Genomic DNA, 20,544 nt, shown 5'->3' with positions numbered 1-20,544 from the left:
AATTTTTTAAGATGTGAACGCCCTGTCCTGTTTATTGCACCGGTCCTAGAAACGTGGTGCGTAAACGGGTAATTCTTTCGTTGTGCTCATACAGCCCGATATATAAAGTTGACTTACGCTGGTGTACAGCTGTTTTTGGCAATACAATAAAGAAAGTACCTTCTCCCTGTCCTTCGGCCTTTACATGGATCACGGCATTGCCTATCATGGATACCACGCCGCTTTCATCTTCCAGTTTCAACCCGAGTGGAATATCCCGGCCGGTTTTATTGAGGAGTTTAATACGGTACAGGTTCGACAAACTATCGGCACCTCTTTCCTGGTACAACATACCTGCTGTGCGCATAATAGTGCCGCTTACCGGTTTCCGGCTGCCCAGCATAAAGCCGATGGCAGTGAGTAGTACCACCAGTACTGAAGAGTATACTTTGAGCCGGGGTGTAAAGCGCAGCTTTTGTTTGCTGGCGATGCCGTTTTCGGAAGCATACCGGATCAGTCCTTTCGGCCGGCCGGTTTGTTCCATCATAAAATCGCAGGCATCAATACAGGCCGTGCAGTTTACACACTCCAGCTGGGTGCCGTTCCGTATATCTATCCCCGTAGGACATACCTTTACGCACTGCATGCAGTCGATACAGTCGCCATGTGCCCGGGAATCGTCTTTACGGAACTTTCCACGGGGTTCTCCCCTTTCATAATCATAAGCCACCAAAATGGAGTTCCTGTCCAGCAATACCCCCTGTAAACGGCCATACGGGCATACAATCGTGCAGATCTGCTCCCTCATAAAGGCAAATACGCCATAAAACACCCCTGAAAACACGATGATGGCAATAAAGCCACCGGTATGAGCAGACAGGGGTTCGGTGATAATCCTGCCCAGCGCTTTGGCCCCGATGATATAGGCCAGGAATATATTGGCAATGAGAAAAGACAGTGCATAGAAGGCAAGGTGCTTGCCTGTTTTCCGGACAATTTTATTGGTGTTCCAGGGCGACTGCTGCAACATTTTTTGCGCCGCCGCATCTCCTTCTATCCAGTATTCCAGCCGGCGGAACAGCAGCTCCATAAAAATGGTTTGTGGACACATCCATCCGCAGAAAAGCCTTCCGAAGGCCATTGTAAACACTACTATAAAAAGAATGAACGCCAGCATTGCCAGTCCGAAAATGAAGAAGTCCTGCGGCCAGAAGATGGCGCCAAAAAGTATAAACTTCCCCTCCACCACATTCAGCATAAACAAGGGCCTGCCATTTATTGAAATAAACGGCAGGCTGAAAAAAACACTAAAATACAGGAGGCTCACCCAACTCCGGATATTATACCAGCGGCCTTTTGGTTGCTTTGCATAAATCCAGTTGCGTTTGCCTTGCCCGTCAACGGTAGCTATTGTATCTCTGAATGTGCTGTTGGTCATAATGGCTGCTTTATTCTTTCTGTCCCTGTGGTTCTTTGGCATTCGGCGGATTAGTGCCGTGTAAGGTTTTGATATAGCAGGCTATCTGCGCCAGTTGTTTGGGCGAAAAATCTTCCTGCCAGGATTTCATTCCTTTATCTGCCACGCCGTATTTAATTGTTTTAAACACATCATTGAGTTTGCCGCCGTGCAACCAGTAATCGTCGGTAAGGTTGGGGCCTACCACACCTTGTCCCTGAGGGCCATGACAAGGCGCACAGCTGGAAACAAATATCTTTTGCCCTGCAGCTATATCAGCCGGATCGGTAAGCATGGTTACATTGTTTTCATCGATGTTGTTGGCTGCTTTTTTCAGGTATTCCTGTTTGGCAATGGCTGCTTTTTCTTCTGCCACCGCCAGTTCTTCCAGCTGGCTGGGCGCAGAGTGGGAAACTTCTGTACGCCAGAAATATACGATGGCAAAGCAAACGGTAAATACATATCCCCATTTCCACCAGGGAGGTGTAGGATTATTGAGTTCATGGATGCCATCAAAATCATGGCCCATGTCTTCTTCTGCTTCTGCCACTGCATCTATCGTCCGGGTTTTATTGATTTTTTCCAGCCACGACACCCTGGGTTTACCAGGCGCCACTGCTTTCGCCGGTTTACGTTTTCTTTTGATGCCTACCAGGTAGCGCAGCAGGAATAAAAGACTGATGATTACCGCCAGCTCCAGTATAATAACGGATATTAACAGGTAGAAAGAGGTTTGCGACAGCCTTGTAAAATAAGTGCTGGCAGTAGTGGTAGCCTCTTGTGCAAAAGCGCTGTTGCTCATGAGTGTCAGCATAACAATACCACCAACCAGTAAAGCTTTACCGGCATCTTTCTTCATCTTCTCCCTGAAAATATCCATAGCGCCCAGTACTGCATTGGCCAGGATGCCGATGGCCAGTAATAATCCTCCTGCTACTACCAGTAATACCAGGGCTACCGGGTCAGATAATTCTGAAGGCGCCTTTGCTCCACCATCCGCAAAGGCGGGGATACTGCATAATAAACTGCCGGCAAGTAGTTGTATAAACTGCTTATTCATTGTTTTTCTTTTATTGGGCATTTGTGTCGTCATTATCTAAAGGAATACGGCTGATATGATCCACCATTTTCTTATCGGCTTTAAAAGCCCATAGTGAGGCCACCACAAAAAAAGTGGTAAACAACAGCAGCGATGCCATCGGGTAAACACTGATGCCGGCTATAGATCCCAGGTAATTAATGAACTTCATGAGATTGCGTTTTAAAATTCAGCGTTATCGGCTACCGGTGCAGATTTGGGAGCGGATTTAATATCTTTTCCCATCCTTTGCAGGTAGGCTATTAATGCAATAATTTCACGGTCTGCTTTGATGGGCAGCTTATCCTTTTGCAGGGATGCTGCAATGCCCTGTGCCTGTTTCTCCATATCGGCAATGGCCTGTTGTTCGTAACCTGCCGCATAGGGTACACCCAGCTTCCGCATTACATTGATCATGGCCGGTGTTTTACCTTTATCCACTCTTTCTTCGAACAGCCACGGATATGCTGGCATAATGGAACCCGGCGTCATGGAGGTAGGATCCAGCATGTGATTAAAGTGCCAGGAGTCCGGATACTTGCCACCGATGCGGGCCAGATCCGGACCGGTACGTTTGGATCCCCACTGAAACGGATGATCGTATACAAATTCCCCGGCTTTAGAGTATTCGCCGTAGCGGGCCACTTCATCCCGGAAAGGACGGATCATTTGTGAGTGACAGTTATAGCAACCTTCTCTCAGGTAAATATCACGTCCGTGCAGTTCCAGCGGAGTATATGGCTTTACACTGCTGATAGTAGGAATATTACTGCGGATCAGGAAGGTAGGCATCATTTCCAGCAGGCCGCCAATGGCTACCACAACCAGGCTGAATACCACCAGTTGTATAGGACGGCGTTCTATCCAGTTATGCCAGTGTGCTTTACCGTGTGTAACAATTTCTTTTGGTAACGCAGGCGCTTCCGCTGCTTCGTTGGGAATAAACACCCCCTTGCGGATTGTTTTGGTAAGGTTAACAATCATCAGTACCAGGCCGCTGATGTATAACATACCGCCCACTGCACGCAGCGCATACATAGGAACGATAGTGGTAACTGTTTCCATGAACTGGTACTTCAGTTGTCCTTCTTCCGTAAACTGTTTCCACATCATGCTCTGCGTAAAGGCGGCCCAGTAAAGAGGAATTACATAAAAGATAATGCCCAGTGTGCCGATCCAGAAGTGGGTATTCGCCCATTTGCGGGAAAAAAGTTGGGTGCCAAAAATGCGTGGGATCATCCAGTAAAGGATGCCGAAAGTAAGGAAGCCGTTCCAGCCCAGCGCTCCTACGTGAACGTGCGCAATGGTCCAGTCGGTATAGTGGCTGATGGCATTTACATTTTTCAGTGACAGCATCGGTCCTTCAAAAGTGGCCATGCCATAACAGGTCAGCGCTACCACAAAAAATTTAAGGATCGCATCTTCCCTTACCCGGTCCCAGGCGCCGCGCAGGGTAAGCAGGCCGTTGAGCATACCTCCCCAGGAAGGAGCAATAAGCATAATACTGAATGCTGTTCCCAGCGATTGCGCCCATTCAGGCAAAGCGGTGTACAGCAGGTGATGCGGGCCGGCCCAGATATAAATAAATATCAGCGACCAGAAATGGATAATGGACCAGCGATAGGAATACACCGGTCTGTTGGCGGCTTTAGGTACAAAATAGTACATCAGCCCCAGGTAAGGCGTAGTGAGAAAAAACGCTACCGCATTATGTCCATACCACCACTGTACCAGCGCATCCTGTACGCCCGCATACCAACTGTAACTTTTGAACAGGGATAAAGGGAATTCGAAAGAGTTAATAATATGTAACATGGCAATGGCTACCCAGGTGCCAATGTAGAACCAGATGGCTACGTATAAATGTGATTCGCGCCTGCGGAGGATAGTGCCCAGCATATTGGCGCCAAACACTACCCAGATGAGGGTAATGGCAATATCAAACGGCCATTCCAGCTCTGCATATTCTTTACCGGTGGAGTAGCCCAGGAAGAGGGTGAGGGCGCCTCCGGCGATGATAGCCTGCCAGCCCCAGAAATGTATTTTACTCAGCAGATCGCTGAACATACGGGCTTTACAAAGCCGTTGCAGGGAATAATATACCCCCATGAAAATACCATTGCCCACAAATGCAAAAATAACGGCGTTGGTATGTACGGGTCTTAACCGGCCAAAGGTAATAGGGGCAAATCCAGCGTTAAGGCCGGGGAGCACCAGTTCCAGCGCTGCCCATAACCCGGCCAGCATGCCTATCAGCCCCCAGAACACACAAGCGTAGGCAAACCATTTCACCGTGCGGTTGTCGTAATAAAATTTTTCGAGTGACATAGTGGTATTTAAAGGTGTTGATAAATGCGTTTATTCGTTAACGTTATCCCGTTTATCTTCAAAGAGGATGCGGTGTGCCGGTGAAAAATCATCTTCAAACTGCCCGTTTTTTACAGACCAGATAAAGGCGGCGAGGAAGCCTATGGCTACCAGCAAACTAACACCGAGTAAAATGATGATAACGCTCATGGCTATTTATTTTATGAGAATAAACCGGGCTGTTTCCAATGCCTGCAACGCATGTATTTCGTTGGCGCCAAAGGAAAAAACGTCACCGGATTCCAGGATGGTAACTTCGTCGTTCAGCATAAATGCAATTCTCCCTTCCAGTATCAGGATCATGGCCTGGGCCGGCGATGTATGCGGCGGAATCTGGTGTCCCTGCTGCATAATGAGCAGGGTGGCATCAAAGCGTTTGGTTTTCAGTATAGCACAACTCTTCACTTTTTCATTTCCCGCTACCTGCATTACGTTCATTCCTTTCATGGATGGTGTATTGTGATGTAATACATACTTCCTTTCCGGCATGCCTCACCCGTTGCGTGTAAACAGCCTTTTTCAGTGGCTGTTTACACGCCCATTTCATTCGGGCTCATTTGAGGTTTTGCTTAGATTTACTGTGTATGTTTCGTGTAATAGCAAAGGTAACAGTAGCTTACCTTTACTACTATGACTTTACTCAATCAGGAATATGACTTTTATCAGTCATTTGCTGTAATGCTTTGCTGTAAAGCCTTTTGCCCTGCCATTCACTGCAACTGAAAGTGATGAGGATAATGCTGATAGAGCTGGCCGGCATCAGTATGGCCGCTACCAACGGCGATAAAATTCCCTGTACTGCGAAGTATAAGCCGGTAATATTATACAGCAGCGATAATATAAAACTGATGAGGATAATACGTTTGTTAGCTTTACACAACCGGATAAAAGAGAACAGCAATGGCAGCTGATCCGCATGCAGTATGCCATCGCTGGCTGGCGTAAAATTGTTACTGTCTTCTGTCAGTGAAATCCCGATATCACTTTGTTTCAGTGCACCGGCGTCATTTAATCCATCACCTATCATCATTACCTTTTTTCCTTTTTTTTGCAGGGAGATGATATAAGCGAGTTTATCTGCCGGTTGTTGCTCAAAAAGAAGTGTGGCATTGTTGCCCATCAGCTGACCTAATTGCGTGATAGTATGATTATTATCTCCTGAAAGTACAGATAAGGGATAAACAGATTGCAATTGTTGCATCAACTGCCGTAAGCCGCTCCGGTAGCTGTTGCGGATTGTGAATAACCCGCAGAGCTTTTCGTTGATGGATACATACACCATGCTGCCCTCCTGCTCATTTTTACGATGCGCGCCGGTAAACGCTGCATTGCCCAGGCGGATAAAGAATCCATCTACCCATCCGCATACGCCTTTACCCGTAAAATGTTGGAAGTCGTGTATATGCCGCGACACCGGATCGCCGCAATACTGAACAATTGCCCTGCTTAAAGGATGAGTGGATTGTGCGGCCAGCGTAGCTATCATTACTTCCTGCCCCGGAGTAAGCACATCGCCGTAATAGATAACGGAGCTGCCTGTTTTACCGGTGAGGGTACCGGTTTTATCGAATACAATATGTGTGGCGTTAGCCATGTTTTCAATGGCCTGTGCATTACGCAGGTAAAACCGGTGCCGGCTGAGGATCCTTAAAATATGTCCGTTGGTAAAGGAAGAGGCCAGCAGCAATGCACAGGGGCAGGCAATGATCAGGATGGCCGTAACGGCAGGCCATATACGCGCCGGTTCATGTACCCACCAGTAAGTTGCAGTAACCGCTGCAATAAACAGCACTGCCCACGTAAAATAACGGCTCAGCAGGTGAACAAAAGACACCTGCTTTTCTTCTTTATTCCTTAGTTCATCACGGTTCCATAAACTGGTGAGGTAACTCTGTGCTACTTCTTTAATGGTCAATATTTCCAGGTTGCCGTCGAGCTGCCTGCCGCCGGCATAAATAATTTCTCCGATCGATTTGCTGACGGGCGCCGACTCCCCGGTTACGAAGCTGTAATCTATCAGTGCTTTTCCTCTCACAATAATACCATCTGCCGGTACCAGTTCATTGTTATGAATACGGATGGTGTCGCCGGTTTTCAGCTCAGGAAGCGTGGTCGGGATTTCCTTATCTTCTTTTATAACGCTCACGGCTATGGGAAAGTAAGCGGTATAGTCGCGGTCAAACGAAAGCCCCTGGTAAGTTTTGTCTTGTAATACCCTTCCTATCAGCATGAAAAATACGATGCCTGTCATGGAATCAAAATATCCCGGCTGACCATTGACCACTTCTACAAAGCTGCGTATAAAAGTAACGAAGATGGCAAGCACAATAGGCACGTCGATATTGAGGAATCCATGTTTTAACCCGCTCCAGGCCGATTTATAAAACGCCTGCGCGCTGTAAAGTAATACCGGCAGGGCAAGTACCAGGTTCATGTACCGGAACAGGCGGTTAAATGTTTCATCAAGACCGCCCGCACTGGCAAAGTAATCGGGGAAACTCAACAGCATGATATTACCGAAACAAAATCCGGCTACACCGAGTTGGTACACCAGCTGCCTGTTAACAGCGGGCTTTTTGCGCTGCAGGTCCTGCAGGCTGATGTATGGCTCATAACCGATGGCGGTTAATATTTCTGCAACCCTTCTTAAGGAAGTCCCGGTATGTGAATAGATGATCAGTACTTCTTTCTTGCTAAAATTAACAGTTACCCGCTGTACCCCTTTCTCCAGCCGGTGCAGGTTTTCCAGCAGCCACAAACAGGAGCTGCAGTGAATTTGCGGGATATAGAAGGAAACATGTGTTTGGGTATCATCCCTGAAAAGATAGAGTTGCTGCGCAATTTTTTCGTCGTCCAGGAAGGCAAATTTATCGCTTCGCACCGCTACCCGCTGACTGATACCGGGTTTGCTGTTAAGGTCGTAATATTCACAGAGGTCGTACTGGTTCAGTATTTCATATACGGTTTTACATCCCGTACAGCAGAATACTTTATCGGATAGTGTGATATCGTTGTCAGTACAGTTTTCCCCGCAGTGATAGCAGGTAGTGTTGGTATTGGTTTGCGAAGAAACGGCCATCAGTCAATAATTACGTTATTAATTTCATGTTCGGTTACTACAATGGTATGGCCGGGAATGGCGGCGGGGTAAAGGATATTTTGTTCTACGTATATCCATTGCTGTATGAGCTGCTCTGTGATGAACAGATCGCCTATACATAATTTGTATGCCGGACTCCATTGTGCCTGCAACTGGTAATTGCCGGAAACCTGGCGGATTTTCTGAAGCAGGAGCAACACTTGTTGAAACGATTGCTGGATGCTGTTATAAACAGTTTGTGGTATATTTTTTTTGTTATTATTAAGCGCAGATGAATTGCGGATTACCGGGAACAGCACTGTTGATTCTTTTCGTATCAGCTGGGCTGTTTCGGCTTGTAATTTCCCGAACAGGAGTTGTTGCAGATCTGCGGCCGGCGGGGCGGTGTGGTCTTCCTGCCGGTCCAGGTTAAAGTAGGTCATCACCTGTTCTGTTTGATGGCTGATGGGGAGATGGAATTTGCTGGCAATCACATTGCATAAATTGCCGGGTGTTAATTCATGAAAGTTGATAATAGAATAAGCGAGCATGAACATGGTCTTTTGAACTATTACAAAAGTACCGGTCGCAGCAGAGGGGCGCAATGATATGCGTCAAGGGAGGATATGATATTTATCAGGATTGGAGCTACTCCTGCAGGTTTGCAGTTCTGACAATTTCGGGGAGGTCGAGCAGGCGGATCTTTTTGCCTTCCAGTTCTATCATGCCGTCTTTCTTGAATTCAGAAAGTAGCCTGATAGCGGATTCGGTGGCTGTGCCTACGAGGTTGGCAATTTCTTCGCGGGAGAGGCGCACACTGAGGGTATGGCCATCTTCTTCGAGGCCGTAAGTTTCTTTGATAAAGAGCAATGTTTCTGCGAGGCGTTCCCTTACCGGCTTTTGCGCCAGGTGGGTTATCTTCAGTTCTGCTTTGCGCAGTTCGCTTGATAAGATGCGCATCATTTCAAAAGAAAGGGACGCATCTTTCTGTAGAATATTGAGAAACAGATCTTTAGGTATAAAACAGATGGAAGAATCTTCGAGGGCAGTAGCGGTAGCGGTGTACCTTTCGTTGCTCAGGAGGGCTTTGTAGCCCATGATATCGCCGGCTTTCACCAGGCGTATGATCTGTTCCCGGCCATCATCGCCGCTGTGCGACAGCTTTATTTTGCCGTCGTTTACACAGTACACGCCAAAGGGATAAGCTCCTTCATGGAAAATAACCTGTCCTTTTCTGTATACTGAGCATACTTTGGCTTCTGCAATCTGATCGAGATTGCATTGTTCCGCCTTGCAGAATATTGATGAGAAGCGATCCTTGCAATGATGACATGAAGGATTGTGGAACGATGTAGCCATAATCAATTTGCAAAAGTACTAATTTACGGCTCCTTAACCAAAGCAAAAGCATTCGTGGCTCTTTATTATTATATTATTTATAAACCATATGAGGTATTAACCCGGTTCACACCTGAAGGTAACAAGGCGTGCCTGGCAGATTATTTTAAAGTGCCTTCAGATGTGTATCCTGTAGGGCGACTGGATTATGATAGTGAGGGTTTGCTGATCCTTACAAATGATAAGACGTTGAACCAGCAGTTGTTGTTGCCGCAACATGCGCATGAACGGGAGTACTGGGTGCAGGTGGATGGCGCCATAACCGCAGAAGCTGTGCAGCGCCTGGAAGCAGGGGTACAGATCAATGTAGATGGTAAGTTATACCGCACCAAACAGTGCCGGGCGGAAATATTTGAGGAAGAGCCGTTGTTGCCGCCACGCAACCCGCCCATCCGTTTCCGTAAAAGCATTCCTGCGCCCTGGATCAGGATGGTGCTCCAGGAAGGCAAAAACAGGCAGGTGCGCCGGATGACTGCTGCCGTAGGCTTTCCTACGTTGAGGCTTGTCCGTTATCGTATGGAAGATATCACCATTGCGGGCATGCAATCAGGAGAGATGGTAGAACTGAGCCGGGAAGAGATCTACCGGAAGTTAAAGCTAAGGACAAAGTAGCCATTGTGGCCCATTGGCATGGCAGTATCCTCCGGGTTGGGCCGCAGCTGCCCGCCGCCCTCCCCTGCTTTTTGCTTTAAGCTTTATGCTTTCAGCTTTTTTAACTAGGTTTGTCACCTACAAATTTCTATTATGCTGAAATCAATGACCGGCTTCGGAAGGGCAGAAAGCGCAAGAGGCGAAACTAGTATCGTAGTGGAGATCAAATCGCTGAATGGAAAGCAGTTTGAGGTGAATCTGAAGTTTTCTCCTTTGTTAAGACCCTATGAATTTGACATCCGTACCCTAATGCAGCAAACGTTGCAGCGCGGCACCCTTGATGCAACAATCAATATCCGCCAGAACGGCGCCACCCGCCCGGTAGTGATCAATACAGACCTTGCAAAATATTATTACCAGTCCATCACTATGCTGGCCAACCAGCTGGAACTCCCGCAGGGAGATATGCTCAACGTGCTGATGAAATTACCGGAAGTGGTAAGTCCGGCGTCAGAGCAAATGACCGAAGAAGAATGGAAAGATGTGGAAGACACACTGCGCGAAGCCCTGATAGACCTGGATACGCATCGCCAGGATGAAGGACTGATGCTGGAGGCCGATCTGCAGCAACGCATTGATAATATCGATACCTATATGCAGAAGGTACGTGAACTGGATCCGCTCCGTAAAGACCGTATCCGTCAACGCCTCGAAGGACTGCTGGCCGAGCATGTAGGAAAAGAAAATGTAGATGGCAACCGCCTGGAACAGGAACTGATCTTCTATCTGGAAAAACTGGATATCTCAGAAGAACTCTCCCGCCTGGAAAATCACCTGCGTTATTTCAGGGAAATCCTGAAAGACAATGATTCTGCCAAAGGCAAGAAGCTGGGTTTTGTGTTGCAGGAAATAGGCCGTGAAATCAATACTACCGGTTCCAAAGCCAACGACGCCGGTATACAGCAATGGGTGGTGCTGATGAAAGATGAACTGGAAAAAGCCAAAGAACAAGTATTAAACGTTTTATAGTAAGGCGAATACCGTATGAACAAACTTTTCCTGGCCACAGCAGGCTTATTACTTTTGGCTGCAGCCTGCATGCCACCTAAAATGGACACTTACGAAAAGAACCTGGAGATTCCCGGGCATGAGTGGACATATGACTATAAACCATCTTTTGAAGTAAAAATACAACCGGAAGATACTGCGTACCTTTACAATATCTGCGTAAACGTCAGGCATACCGATGCTTATCCTTACAGTAATATCTGGTTATTGGTAGGTACACAGTACCCTGGCGACAGCATATCAAAGGAACAGCGGGTAGAACTGCCACTCGCAGATGTAACCGGCAAATGGTCCGGTACCGGCCTGGATGATATTTATGAACACCGTATCTTCATTCAGCAACGTGCTATTTTTAATAAACCAGGTACCTACAGGTTTACCTTTGAACAAAATATGCGGCAAAATCCGCTCCCCCATGTAATGAATGTTGGCTTGCGGATTGAGAAAGCCGGCACAAGGCCATGATGAAAAGAATTTTCAATAAAATGCAGGAAGGGAAATCCGTTTCCTTCGTTTATTTTTTAGTAATGGCGTACACAATTGCCGCACTGGTTTGGTGGGGCATTTTGCTGTTCAGACAAAGTGAACAGATCCGCCGCTTTGAACAACAAAACCTTTCTTTGCGGGTAGACAGCCTCGCACAACCGGTAGAACATCAGCTGCAACTGGAACGGATCAACAAAGAAGAGCACATGCGCTCTTTTAAATACCTGGGCGAAGGTCTCATCTTTTTAGGAATCATTTTGCTCGGCGCACTTTTTGTTTACAGGGCCGTGTGGAAGTATATGAAGCTCAGCAGGCAGCAACAGAATTTTATGATGGCCGTAACGCATGAATTAAAATCACCTATCGCTGCCGCTAAACTGAACCTTGAAACTATCCGCAAGCATAAACTCGACGAAGAAAAACAACTGAAGCTGATCAATAATACCATCCGTGAAACCAACCGCCTCGACCAGCTGTGCAACAACATCCTGCTGGCAGCGCAACTGGAAACACACAAATACCAGGTGTTTAAAGAATACCTGGATTTTTCAGCCCTGATAGAAAACAGTATCAAAGACCTTGATGGCCGCATTGGTACCCATCAGATCATCGCGGATATTTTACCGCATGTGTGGATGGACGGCGATAAGCTGACTTTACAAATTGTACTGAGCAACCTGGTGGAGAATGCCGCGAAATATGCCCCGAAAAACACCACCATCTCTGTAAAACTGTTTGAAAGCAATCAGCAATTGAAATTACAGGTGATCGACGAAGGCCCGGGAATACCGGAAGAAGAGAAAAGCAGGATCTTCCTGAAATTTTACCGCGTGGGCAACGAAAATACCCGCAAGGCAAAAGGCTCCGGCCTGGGCCTGTTCCTGACCGCCAAAATCGTGGAACAGCACAACGGACGCATTGAAGTGAAAGACAATGTACCTGCTGGTAGCTGCTTTGAAATATCCTGGCCTGAATATTCCGTGCAAACGGCGTAAATTAGATGACGGATTGATGAATACCGGAATCCGGATTCGATGTAAAAATCAAACAATAACACATGAAGGAAGCGACAAAGGCATCAATACTGCTGGTGGAGGATGAAGAAAATCTCCAGGAAGCCCTGAAGCTGAACCTGGAGCTGGAAGGTTACGAGGTCACCGCAGTGGACAACGGCACTGCTGCTCTCAAAGCAGTAAAAAACGAATATTTCGATCTCATTATACTGGACATTATGTTGCCTGAAATGGATGGCATCGCAGTATGCGAAAACATCCGTATTCAGAATAATGAAATTCCTATCCTTTTTCTGAGCGCCAAAAACAGCAGCGCCGACCGCGTACTGGGTCTCAAAAAAGGCGGCGATGATTATATGACCAAACCCTTTAACCTGGAAGAACTCCTGTTAAGGGTGGAAAAACTCATCGTAAAAAATAAAAAAATCCAGGACAAAGACAGCGTACCCAACGTATACCGCTTCGGCGATAATGTAATCGACTTCGCCGCACAGGAATGCGTTGGTAAAGATGGTAAACACTATGAACTGAGTAAGAAAGAAGCCATGCTGCTGAAACTGCTCATCGAAAACAAGGGCGAAGTAGTTACCCGCGAAAAGATCCTCCAGGTGGTTTGGGGTTATAACGTATATCCTACCACGAGGACCATCGATAACTTTATCCTCAATTTCCGTAAATATTTTGAAGAAGATAGCCGGAACTCCCGCTACTTCCACTCCGTAAGAGGGGTAGGCTATAAGTTTACGGAAGCCTAGATACCAGGCATTTGGCAAATGCAGCAGTAGATAAGTATAAGCATCTTTGCTGTATTTGCTAAACGCTAAATGCTAATAGCAAACAGCCACTTTTCACCTTATTCTCCCCACTTTCCTGTAAAATCCGACCTCGTAGTAAATCCCACTTTATATTGGAGATTAATTAGCCGATATTTATTGGGCTTATAAGAGTAGAGAAGAAGTATACTTCCTATAAACCTAGTTAGTGGCACATTATACCGATATCGTCTTTGCTGCGGAGTGGCCCTTCTGGCTGTTTTTTTTGTTAAGTCTCGTTACCCTAATAGTATTTTTTACCCTGCGGGAAAGAAGAATCAGGAGAGCCTCAGCGAAAGAAATCACCAAGAACCATGCGTTGATTAACCTGGAACTCCATGCTTTCCAGGCGCAGATGGACCCGCATTTTATTTTTAATAGCCTCAACGCTATTCACCACTATATCCTTACCACCAGTACGGACATGGCTTCCCTTTATCTTACCCGCTTTTCCCGCCTCATGCGCCTCATGATCGGTAATTTCAATAAAGAATGGATCTCCCTCCAGGATGAACTGGATGCCCTGGAACTATATATACAGCTGGAACAGCTGCGATTTGATGAACAATTCAAGTACCAGCTCATCGTAACGCCGGAAGTAAACCGGCAGTTTACCCTCATCCCACCCCTGATCATCCAGCCCTATGTGCAATATGCCATCTGGCACAGGATCCTGCTACGCCCCGAGAAATCGGGCGGACTACTCCGGATCACCATCTCCAAAGAAAATGACCGGCTCCAGATCCAGCTGGAAGATAATGGCATACTGATCACCGAAATGCTGGACGGCACCGGCGAACGACAGGCTTCCGGTATCGATATCGCTTCGGAACGGCTTTATATGATGAGCGAGAAATATCAGATGCAGGCCAGTATAAAAGCCCTGCAGATGTATGATGAAGAGCGCGAACCCTCTGGCAACCGCCTTATTATCAGCATGCAACATGTAGCCGCCCGCCAATCCCTGGCCGGGTAGGCTTAAATTGGAAATGTCCGCTAAATTGCTTAATTTCTACATGGATTTAATAGAATCAATGACCATATACTTTCCTACAACAGTAAATCTGAAACTACCTTTCATAATCTGATCTCAAATGCGTACCATTATCGTGGACGACGAGAAGCATAGTCGGGATGCACTGCACATGATGTTAGAGAGGTATTGCCCGCACGTTTCTGTACAAGCCGTTTGCAGCAGTGGTCCTGAAGCCCTGACTGCCATTCATGAACTACATCCCGAACTGGTATTCCTGGATATCGAAATGCCGGGAATGGATGGTTTCCAGGTGCTGGAAGCCTGTGAATATCATTCCTTTGCCGTTATCTTTATTACTGCTTACGATCAATATGCCTTGCAGGCAATTCATCACAGCGCGTTAGACTATCTCCTGAAACCTATCGACAGCCAGGAACTGAAAGATGCGGTGGAAAAAGCCGGCTCCCAATCGACCCTAGTTACCGCGGGAAAAGTAGATGACCTCCTCCACTTTTTGCAACAGCACCTCAACCAGGACGAACGACTGGCACTGCCTACCTCAGATGGCCTGCGCATGGTGGTTGCGAAGAATATTATTTATTGCAGAGGCGCCGGCACGCAAACCCGGTTGCATTTACAGGAGCCGGAGAAGCCCGTGATGGTATGCCGCACACTTGTGGAAATGGAGCAATGGCTGGCCGATAAAGGATTTTTCCGCGTGCACAGCAGCTTCCTTATCAACCTGTCTTTTATGGAGAAATATATTAAAGGAGATGGCGGGGAGATCATCATGTCTGATGGCTACAGTGTGCCACTGGCACGGGATAAGAAACAGGATTTTCTGCAACGCATCGAAAAACTATAACCGTTTGATATAATTACAACTGATCCAGCCGTTTTTTCCATCGGCCAGTTCAATTTTGCAGAAGTCGCGCGTGGCATCTGTGATACGCACTTTCATGCCCTCTCCCACCTCAAAAGCATCCTTGCTGTTTTCGTCTGGCGATGTTTTCGCCCGGATGTTACCATTCATTACAACTCCTGCTTCATGGTTATTGGACCACAGGTAAGTATCTACAGACATGATCAGGTATAACGCACACAATACTCCCAACACATAAGTGCCCCAGCGTAAAAATTTGTTTCTCCATCCGGGGATATATACATTGAGCATAACAGCAGCAATAAACAGCCAGAAAAAGAGGATGGTGCCTACTGCCCAGCCATTGGCTTTATGAAGATGTTGGAGCTGTAACCACCACTGCTGAAAAAATACCATCGGCAACTCTTCCACAAAACCATTCACTTTCTGATTGGCAATAGCGAGGTTATGTTTCACCGCAGCGTCGTTTGGCGACAGCTGCAGTGCTTTCTCATAGTTATAAACAGCCTGTCCGGTTTTACCTGCTTTATACCAGGCATTACCGGCGTTGAAGTAAAGTGCTTTCTGTGTATGACCTTCATCCAGCAACTGCTGGTAAACCCTGGCGGCTTCTGTAAACTTACTCTGGTTAAAGAGCTTGTTCGCATCTTCAAACCGTTGTTGCTGATTCTGTGGCGGCGTTTGTGCACGGCTCAGGGTAAAAGAGAGCAGGCATATAGCAGCCAATAATACCGGTTTTATTTTTCTGTAGTTCAGCATTTCGCCTTTCGTTAAGTAGTTAGTTCTTCAACGCATCTTCCAGGTTGGTGATGATGCTCACCGCCTGTTCGTATGTACCCTGCATTTTACGGTTATCCTGTCCGGGTGCATATAAGGCCACTTCACAATTATCGATCAGGGCAAACAGGTCGTGCGTATTGCTGCCGTTGATATGACGGGCGCTCAGCCTATCCTGTATCAGTTGTTTACTGAGATCGGCCATTGGGATTTTCAATTTGGAACTGAGATACCCCCAAACGGCGCGGGAAGTTTCCTCATAAAATGCTTTGTCCTTCCCTTCTTTCAGATAGCGCGCGGCCAGTTCCAGTCTTTTCAGCGCTACCTTATTGGCATAGCGGTGTTTCAGCACTGCTGCATTGGTGGTATTATAGTCCCTGCGGCGTTTGTAGAAAATAATCCCTGCGGCTATCAGCAGCGGTAATAACAGCAGGATGTAGAACCACGGGCTGAGAATAAACCAGCTGTGATTACGTGTCCAGTCGAGGATACCGGTTTCATTTTTCACCAGTTCATTTTTACCGGTGCCATAATCCTGTTTATCCTGCTTAATATGTTTGCCCTGTTCGATATGGATATCGAAAGGTTGGGAACGGAGTGTTTTATAGGTGTTGGCTGCGGGATCGAAGTAAGAGAATTCTACTGCCGGGATGGTATGATCGCCGGCTTCCTGTGGCATCAGCACATATTCAAAAGTACGGCTGCCGGAAAGCGGGTTGCTGTTCTTTTCTATGTCGTCGGTTACTTTCGGATCATACTTTTCAAAGCCTGTAGGTGTTTCAACCTTAGGGGAATTCAGCAGGTTTACATTACCCTGTCCGCTGATGGTAACCTTCAGGGTGAGGGCGTCATCCGTGGTCAGTTTCTTTTTGTCCACTACGGCAGTCATGTTAAATTTACCCACTGCGCCATTGTAGCTGAGGGGGCGCCCGTCAACCGGAACGGGTTTAACATTGATCTTTATCGGGTTGCTCTGAATTTTGTAGGGAACATCCTGGTATTCCACTTCCGGACGGTTAAAGAAATCATCAAAGAAAGGATCTCTGAATGCCGGGTCATTGAAGAAATCTTCAAAAGGATCCCTGCCCCTGCTGCCGCCTTTTTTGCTCACCATTTTCACAAGACGTACCTGGTTATCCACTTCTACAGGATCCAGTTCCAGGGCGCCTGATTGCAGGGGGAAGAGCAATGTTTTGCGGATGGTAAATACTTTATACGGAATGCCGTTTACCCTTTCTTCAGTAGCCTGTGGCGGGTTTGGCAGCTCAATATCTTTGGCGGAAAATCCTTTGAATGCGGGTACTTTGGTGACACTGGAATTGGTAGGGAGACGGGTAAAAAGTTTATACGTGGCCGTTAGTTGCTCGCCTTCGTATAAATTGGTTTTATCTACTTCAACTTTCAGGAAAATATTCTTCTTTAGTTTTTCATTGATGTCTTCTCCTTTCTTCAGGATACCTTCCTGGATATCTTCATTACCACCGGATGGTCCGCGGTGTGGCGGATAGCCGGCAGAGGGAGGCGCCGCCTGCTGCTGTTGCTGTGCATTGCCTTTTCTGACTTCAATTAAAACCGGGTTTGATTTAACGATGTTTCCATTTACGCGGGCCTGGGCGCCGGCGATGGTAAAGCTGCCCACATGTTTGGGTTGCAGCAGGTAACTTAGTGCAATGTATTCAGACCGTTTTCCATTGAAAATAGATTGACCCTGCATTTGAGAAGGGCCCTGTAGTACTTCAAAATCCTTGAAACTGGGGGGAGTAAAGCTGGAGACGTTTACGCCGTTTTCCAGCATAAACTGGATCTGGAATGGTTCATCCTGCGTCACGGCATTATTGCTCACAGTGGTAGTAAAGCGGAATTCCTGTGCGTGGGCACAAGCTACCAGTCCTATACAAATCAAAATGGCGTAAATACACTTCCTTATGCAAAATCTGTACATCATAATTATGTCAACAAATTTAACCAAAGCCGCGCCGGAAGCGCTGTAAGGCCCCGTTAAAAGTTAGTTAAAACATTTTAATATGTTCTTATTTAGTTATCTGGAGAAAGAACAATTTCTACCCACTAAAAAGCCAATATAATAAGATGTTTAAATATCTCCCAACATGGGTCTCAGTACAATTTCCTCAACAACTGTTTGTTTGGCCATTGTCCAGGCGGCCCATATTACGCTGGCAATATCTTCGGGGGGCATCATTCTGTCGGGAGGCGCGTCAAAGCCTTCCCAGGAAGCGGTTAAAGTAGGGCCCGGACTTACCGCCGAAACCCCGATGTAGTGCGACTTAAGCTCTTCCCGCAGGTTTTTTGTAAAACCGAGCAGGGCGTATTTGGTAATACTGTAAGCACCGCCGTTGGGGTATGCACGGTAGCTGGCAGTGGAACACATGTTAAAAATATATCCTTTACGCCGGGCGATCATAGCGGGTAATAATGCCCTGGTAAGATGATAAGCGCTGTATACATTCACCGCCATCATCTTTTCCAGTAGCCCCTCTTCTTCCTGGTGAAGGGCGCCCGGCACAAAAATACCGGCATTGTTCACCAGTATATCCACCTGCGGAAATGCTGCGTTAACTTTATCTGCAAAAGCCAGTACCTGTGCTTTATCTCCCATATCCACCACCTCTGCCAGCACCCTTACCGCCGGGTTTCTCCGCTGAATATCCGCTTTGGCCAAAGCCAGGGTATCTGCATGTCTCGCACAAATGGCCACATTAAATCCTTCCAGCGCCAGTTTTTCCGCTATAGCCTTTCCGATCCCCTTGCTGGCGCCCGTAATTACTGCATTCATAGTTTCTTTCATTAATGCAGTAAAATAAGGAATTTACTTTGAATACACCGGCGCCTTTCAACCATCTCTGAGGTATTTTGTACCTTTGCGCAGTCATGAAATACAAACATCTTTTCTTTGACCTGGACCATACCCTCTGGGACTTTGAAACAAATGAACACGAAACTTTGCTGGAGCTGTACAACAGCCATGCTTTAGAGAGCAGGGGAATACCATCTTTTGAGGCGTTTTCCGTTTCTTATGTGGAGCATAATGAACGCCTGTGGGATCGCTTCCGCAAAGGATTTATCACCCGCCGTGAACTGCGCGATAAACGCTTCCGTCTTACGCTGATCGATTTTAAAATAGGAGATGAAAAACTGACCCAGAAAATCAGCGATGAATTCCTGGAAATACTGCCGTATAAAAAAGCATTATTCCCCGAAACAAAGGAAACGCTGGAATACCTGGCAGCAAAAGAATACCCCATGCACATGATCACCAACGGTTTCGAGGAAACACAGTTGCTGAAAATGAAAAATGCGGGAATTGATCACTATTTCACACACATCGTTACATCAGAAGTGGCGGGAAGCTTAAAGCCTTACCGGGAGATTTTTGATTATGCCATCGGCAAAGCCAATACCAGCGCTACAGAGAGTATTATGATCGGAGATGCAATGGAGCTGGATATCAAGGGCGCCCACGGTGTGGGAATGGACCAGGTATATTTTAACCCGGCTAAACCACCGGTGGATTTTCAACCTACTTATGTGATCGGGCACCTTCGGGAGCTGAGAAATATTCTGTAAAAAAGAAGGAGATGTGGATAACCGCATCTCCTTCTTTCTTTATTGTGCTTTCGCTTTTGTTTTGGTAGCGGCAGCCATTCTCAGGCTGGCGGTTTTAGACGGCTGCTGACAACAGCTTTTACCTTTGGCAGTAGTTTTACACGAGGCAGCGGAACAATCCTTTTTCGTTTTGGCAGCTGCTTTGGTTTTTTCCTGTGCCAGCGCTACGCCTGCTATCAGCAGTAATGCGGCTATACCGGTAAAAGCTTTCTTTATCATAATGATGCCGTTTAGCTATTAAAGATACTAGATTTTGGCAATAACTGTAATACCGCCCTGTACCACCTGTTCCAGCTGTACCGCTACTTCCGTACCGATAGGCAGGTAAAGATCCACACGGGAGCCGAACTTGATAAAGCCCATTTCTTCATTCTGACTTACTTCCATGCCTGGTTTCAGGTAGTTCACAATTCTGCGGGCCAGTGCGCCGGCAATTTGTCTTACCAGGATATCCGTTTTACCGTTGCCGATTACCACGGAATGCCTTTCGTTTTCAGTGGAAGACTTTGGATGCCAGGCCACCAGGTATTTACCGGCGTGGTATTGCGACAGCTTCACGGTACCCCTGATAGGGTTCCGGTTTACATGCACGTTGGCAGGGCTCATAAAAATAGACACCTGCAAACGCTTATCCTTGAAATACTCCGGCTCATATACTTCTTCAATTACCACTACTTTACCATCGCAGGGAGAAACCACCAGCGAATCACCTGTTGTATATTGGCGGGAGGGAATACGGAAGAATGAAACGATGAACAGGAAGAACGCAATGGAGATAATGGATACCGTCCAGCACAGCGCCGGCGCGTTACCGAACCAATAAAATACTGCTCCGTTTATTAACGCCAGTACCAGGAATACAAGGGAAATGGTAGCAAATCCTTCACGATGGATCTTCATTGTTTTTTTATTAGATGATTGATTTATGTGTTTAATCTTGATGCGAAGTTACTTCAA

At 46.8% G+C, this 20,544-nt stretch carries 22 protein-coding genes; 8 read left to right on the top strand and 14 right to left on the bottom strand.

The window, feature by feature from the left end; all coding sequences use genetic code 11:
- Positions 1-31: 31 nt before the first annotated feature.
- The 9 genes from ccoG to V7S65_RS21545 all read right to left on the bottom strand — a co-directional run bounded on the left by ccoG (position 32) and on the right by V7S65_RS21545 (position 9,318).
- On the bottom strand, positions 32-1,459 hold the full coding sequence (ccoG, locus tag V7S65_RS21585) for a cytochrome c oxidase accessory protein CcoG (RefSeq protein ID WP_336387668.1): 1,428 nt from the start codon (positions 1,457-1,459) through the stop codon (positions 32-34).
- Complete coding sequence (locus tag V7S65_RS21580; protein WP_159454383.1) at positions 1,428-2,495, bottom strand: cbb3-type cytochrome c oxidase N-terminal domain-containing protein; 1,068 nt, start codon at positions 2,493-2,495, stop codon at positions 1,428-1,430. Before V7S65_RS21580 ends, ccoG begins: the two co-directional genes overlap by 32 nt.
- 10 nt (positions 2,496-2,505) lie before the next feature.
- Positions 2,506-2,685: a CcoQ/FixQ family Cbb3-type cytochrome c oxidase assembly chaperone gene (locus V7S65_RS21575; RefSeq protein ID WP_111577181.1), complete on the bottom strand. Its 180-nt coding sequence runs from the start codon at positions 2,683-2,685 to the stop codon at positions 2,506-2,508.
- A gap of 11 nt (positions 2,686-2,696) precedes the next feature.
- Positions 2,697-4,841, bottom strand: a complete 2,145-nt coding sequence (ccoN, locus tag V7S65_RS21570) for a cytochrome-c oxidase, cbb3-type subunit I (RefSeq protein ID WP_336387669.1) — start codon at positions 4,839-4,841, stop codon at positions 2,697-2,699.
- 30 nt (positions 4,842-4,871) lie between these two features.
- Entirely contained in the window at positions 4,872-5,030 is a 159-nt protein-coding gene (gene ccoS / locus V7S65_RS21565; protein WP_079471545.1) for a cbb3-type cytochrome oxidase assembly protein CcoS, read from the bottom strand.
- Positions 5,031-5,036: 6 nt separating this feature from the next.
- Complete coding sequence (locus tag V7S65_RS21560) at positions 5,037-5,327, bottom strand: cupin domain-containing protein (RefSeq protein WP_168771268.1); 291 nt, start codon at positions 5,325-5,327, stop codon at positions 5,037-5,039.
- 193 nt (positions 5,328-5,520) lie between these two features.
- Complete coding sequence (locus V7S65_RS21555; RefSeq protein WP_336387670.1) at positions 5,521-7,959, bottom strand: heavy metal translocating P-type ATPase; 2,439 nt, start codon at positions 7,957-7,959, stop codon at positions 5,521-5,523.
- Complete coding sequence (locus tag V7S65_RS21550) at positions 7,959-8,510, bottom strand: hypothetical protein (RefSeq protein WP_336387671.1); 552 nt, start codon at positions 8,508-8,510, stop codon at positions 7,959-7,961. Before V7S65_RS21550 ends, V7S65_RS21555 begins: the two co-directional genes overlap by 1 nt.
- A gap of 97 nt (positions 8,511-8,607) precedes the next feature.
- The gene (locus V7S65_RS21545) at positions 8,608-9,318 is read right to left on the bottom strand and encodes a Crp/Fnr family transcriptional regulator (protein ID WP_079471549.1); all 711 of its coding nucleotides are present in this window, start codon (positions 9,316-9,318) and stop codon (positions 8,608-8,610) included.
- 54 nt (positions 9,319-9,372) lie between these two features.
- Between V7S65_RS21545 and V7S65_RS21540 the strand changes: the two genes are divergently transcribed.
- The 7 genes from V7S65_RS21540 (at position 9,373) to V7S65_RS21510 (ending at position 15,168) form a co-directional block, all read left to right on the top strand.
- Positions 9,373-9,969 (top strand): pseudouridine synthase, encoded by a 597-nt coding sequence (locus V7S65_RS21540; protein ID WP_079471550.1) that lies wholly within the window; start codon positions 9,373-9,375, stop codon positions 9,967-9,969.
- A 132-nt stretch (positions 9,970-10,101) separates the two neighbouring features.
- Positions 10,102-10,977, top strand: coding sequence for a YicC/YloC family endoribonuclease (locus V7S65_RS21535; protein ID WP_079471551.1), 876 nt, complete (start codon positions 10,102-10,104; stop codon positions 10,975-10,977).
- Between the two features lie 15 nt (positions 10,978-10,992).
- On the top strand, positions 10,993-11,481 hold the full coding sequence (locus V7S65_RS21530) for a gliding motility lipoprotein GldH (RefSeq protein WP_336387672.1): 489 nt from the start codon (positions 10,993-10,995) through the stop codon (positions 11,479-11,481).
- On the top strand, positions 11,478-12,497 hold the full coding sequence (locus V7S65_RS21525; protein WP_079471553.1) for a sensor histidine kinase: 1,020 nt from the start codon (positions 11,478-11,480) through the stop codon (positions 12,495-12,497). The genes V7S65_RS21530 and V7S65_RS21525 overlap by 4 nt, the downstream gene beginning before the upstream one ends.
- A 62-nt stretch (positions 12,498-12,559) precedes the next feature.
- A complete protein-coding gene (locus tag V7S65_RS21520) occupies positions 12,560-13,270 on the top strand; it encodes a response regulator transcription factor (RefSeq protein ID WP_079471554.1) in 711 nt (236 codons plus the stop codon).
- Between the two features lie 226 nt (positions 13,271-13,496).
- Positions 13,497-14,303 carry a sensor histidine kinase gene (locus V7S65_RS21515; protein WP_336387673.1) on the top strand — a complete coding sequence of 269 codons (807 nt, stop codon included), beginning with the start codon at positions 13,497-13,499 and terminating at the stop codon, positions 14,301-14,303.
- A 118-nt stretch (positions 14,304-14,421) separates the two neighbouring features.
- Entirely contained in the window at positions 14,422-15,168 is a 747-nt protein-coding gene (locus V7S65_RS21510) for a LytR/AlgR family response regulator transcription factor (RefSeq protein WP_111577177.1), read from the top strand.
- Here V7S65_RS21510 and V7S65_RS21505 read toward each other — a convergent pair.
- The 3 genes from V7S65_RS21505 to V7S65_RS21495 all read right to left on the bottom strand — a co-directional run bounded on the left by V7S65_RS21505 (position 15,163) and on the right by V7S65_RS21495 (position 18,757).
- Entirely contained in the window at positions 15,163-15,945 is a 783-nt protein-coding gene (locus V7S65_RS21505) for a tetratricopeptide repeat protein (RefSeq protein ID WP_336387674.1), read from the bottom strand. The two genes, V7S65_RS21510 and V7S65_RS21505, sit on opposite strands and share 6 nt — an antisense overlap.
- Positions 15,946-15,964: 19 nt before the next feature.
- Positions 15,965-17,908 carry a BatD family protein gene (locus V7S65_RS21500; RefSeq protein ID WP_336387675.1) on the bottom strand — a complete coding sequence of 648 codons (1,944 nt, stop codon included), beginning with the start codon at positions 17,906-17,908 and terminating at the stop codon, positions 15,965-15,967.
- Positions 17,909-18,055: 147 nt separating this feature from the next.
- The gene (locus V7S65_RS21495; protein WP_336387676.1) at positions 18,056-18,757 is read right to left on the bottom strand and encodes an SDR family oxidoreductase; all 702 of its coding nucleotides are present in this window, start codon (positions 18,755-18,757) and stop codon (positions 18,056-18,058) included.
- Positions 18,758-18,852: 95 nt separating this feature from the next.
- On the opposite strand from V7S65_RS21495, the gene V7S65_RS21490 reads away from it, so the two are divergent.
- Positions 18,853-19,548 carry a YjjG family noncanonical pyrimidine nucleotidase gene (locus V7S65_RS21490; RefSeq protein WP_336387677.1) on the top strand — a complete coding sequence of 232 codons (696 nt, stop codon included), beginning with the start codon at positions 18,853-18,855 and terminating at the stop codon, positions 19,546-19,548.
- 39 nt (positions 19,549-19,587) lie between these two features.
- Here the strand turns inward: V7S65_RS21490 and V7S65_RS21485 are convergent, their stop codons facing one another.
- Together V7S65_RS21485 and V7S65_RS21480 are read right to left on the bottom strand one after the other, a co-directional pair.
- The gene (locus V7S65_RS21485) at positions 19,588-19,806 is read right to left on the bottom strand and encodes a hypothetical protein (protein ID WP_079471560.1); all 219 of its coding nucleotides are present in this window, start codon (positions 19,804-19,806) and stop codon (positions 19,588-19,590) included.
- A 27-nt stretch (positions 19,807-19,833) separates the two neighbouring features.
- Positions 19,834-20,487, bottom strand: a complete 654-nt coding sequence (locus V7S65_RS21480; RefSeq protein ID WP_111577174.1) for a phosphatidylserine decarboxylase family protein — start codon at positions 20,485-20,487, stop codon at positions 19,834-19,836.
- Between the last annotated feature and the right edge of the window lie 57 nt (positions 20,488-20,544).

Source organism: Chitinophaga sp. CCNWYY40 (assembly GCF_037483205.1).
Taxonomy (GTDB): domain Bacteria; phylum Bacteroidota; class Bacteroidia; order Chitinophagales; family Chitinophagaceae; genus Chitinophaga; species Chitinophaga ginsengisegetis.
This window is presented reverse-complemented; position numbering and strand designations above follow the sequence as displayed.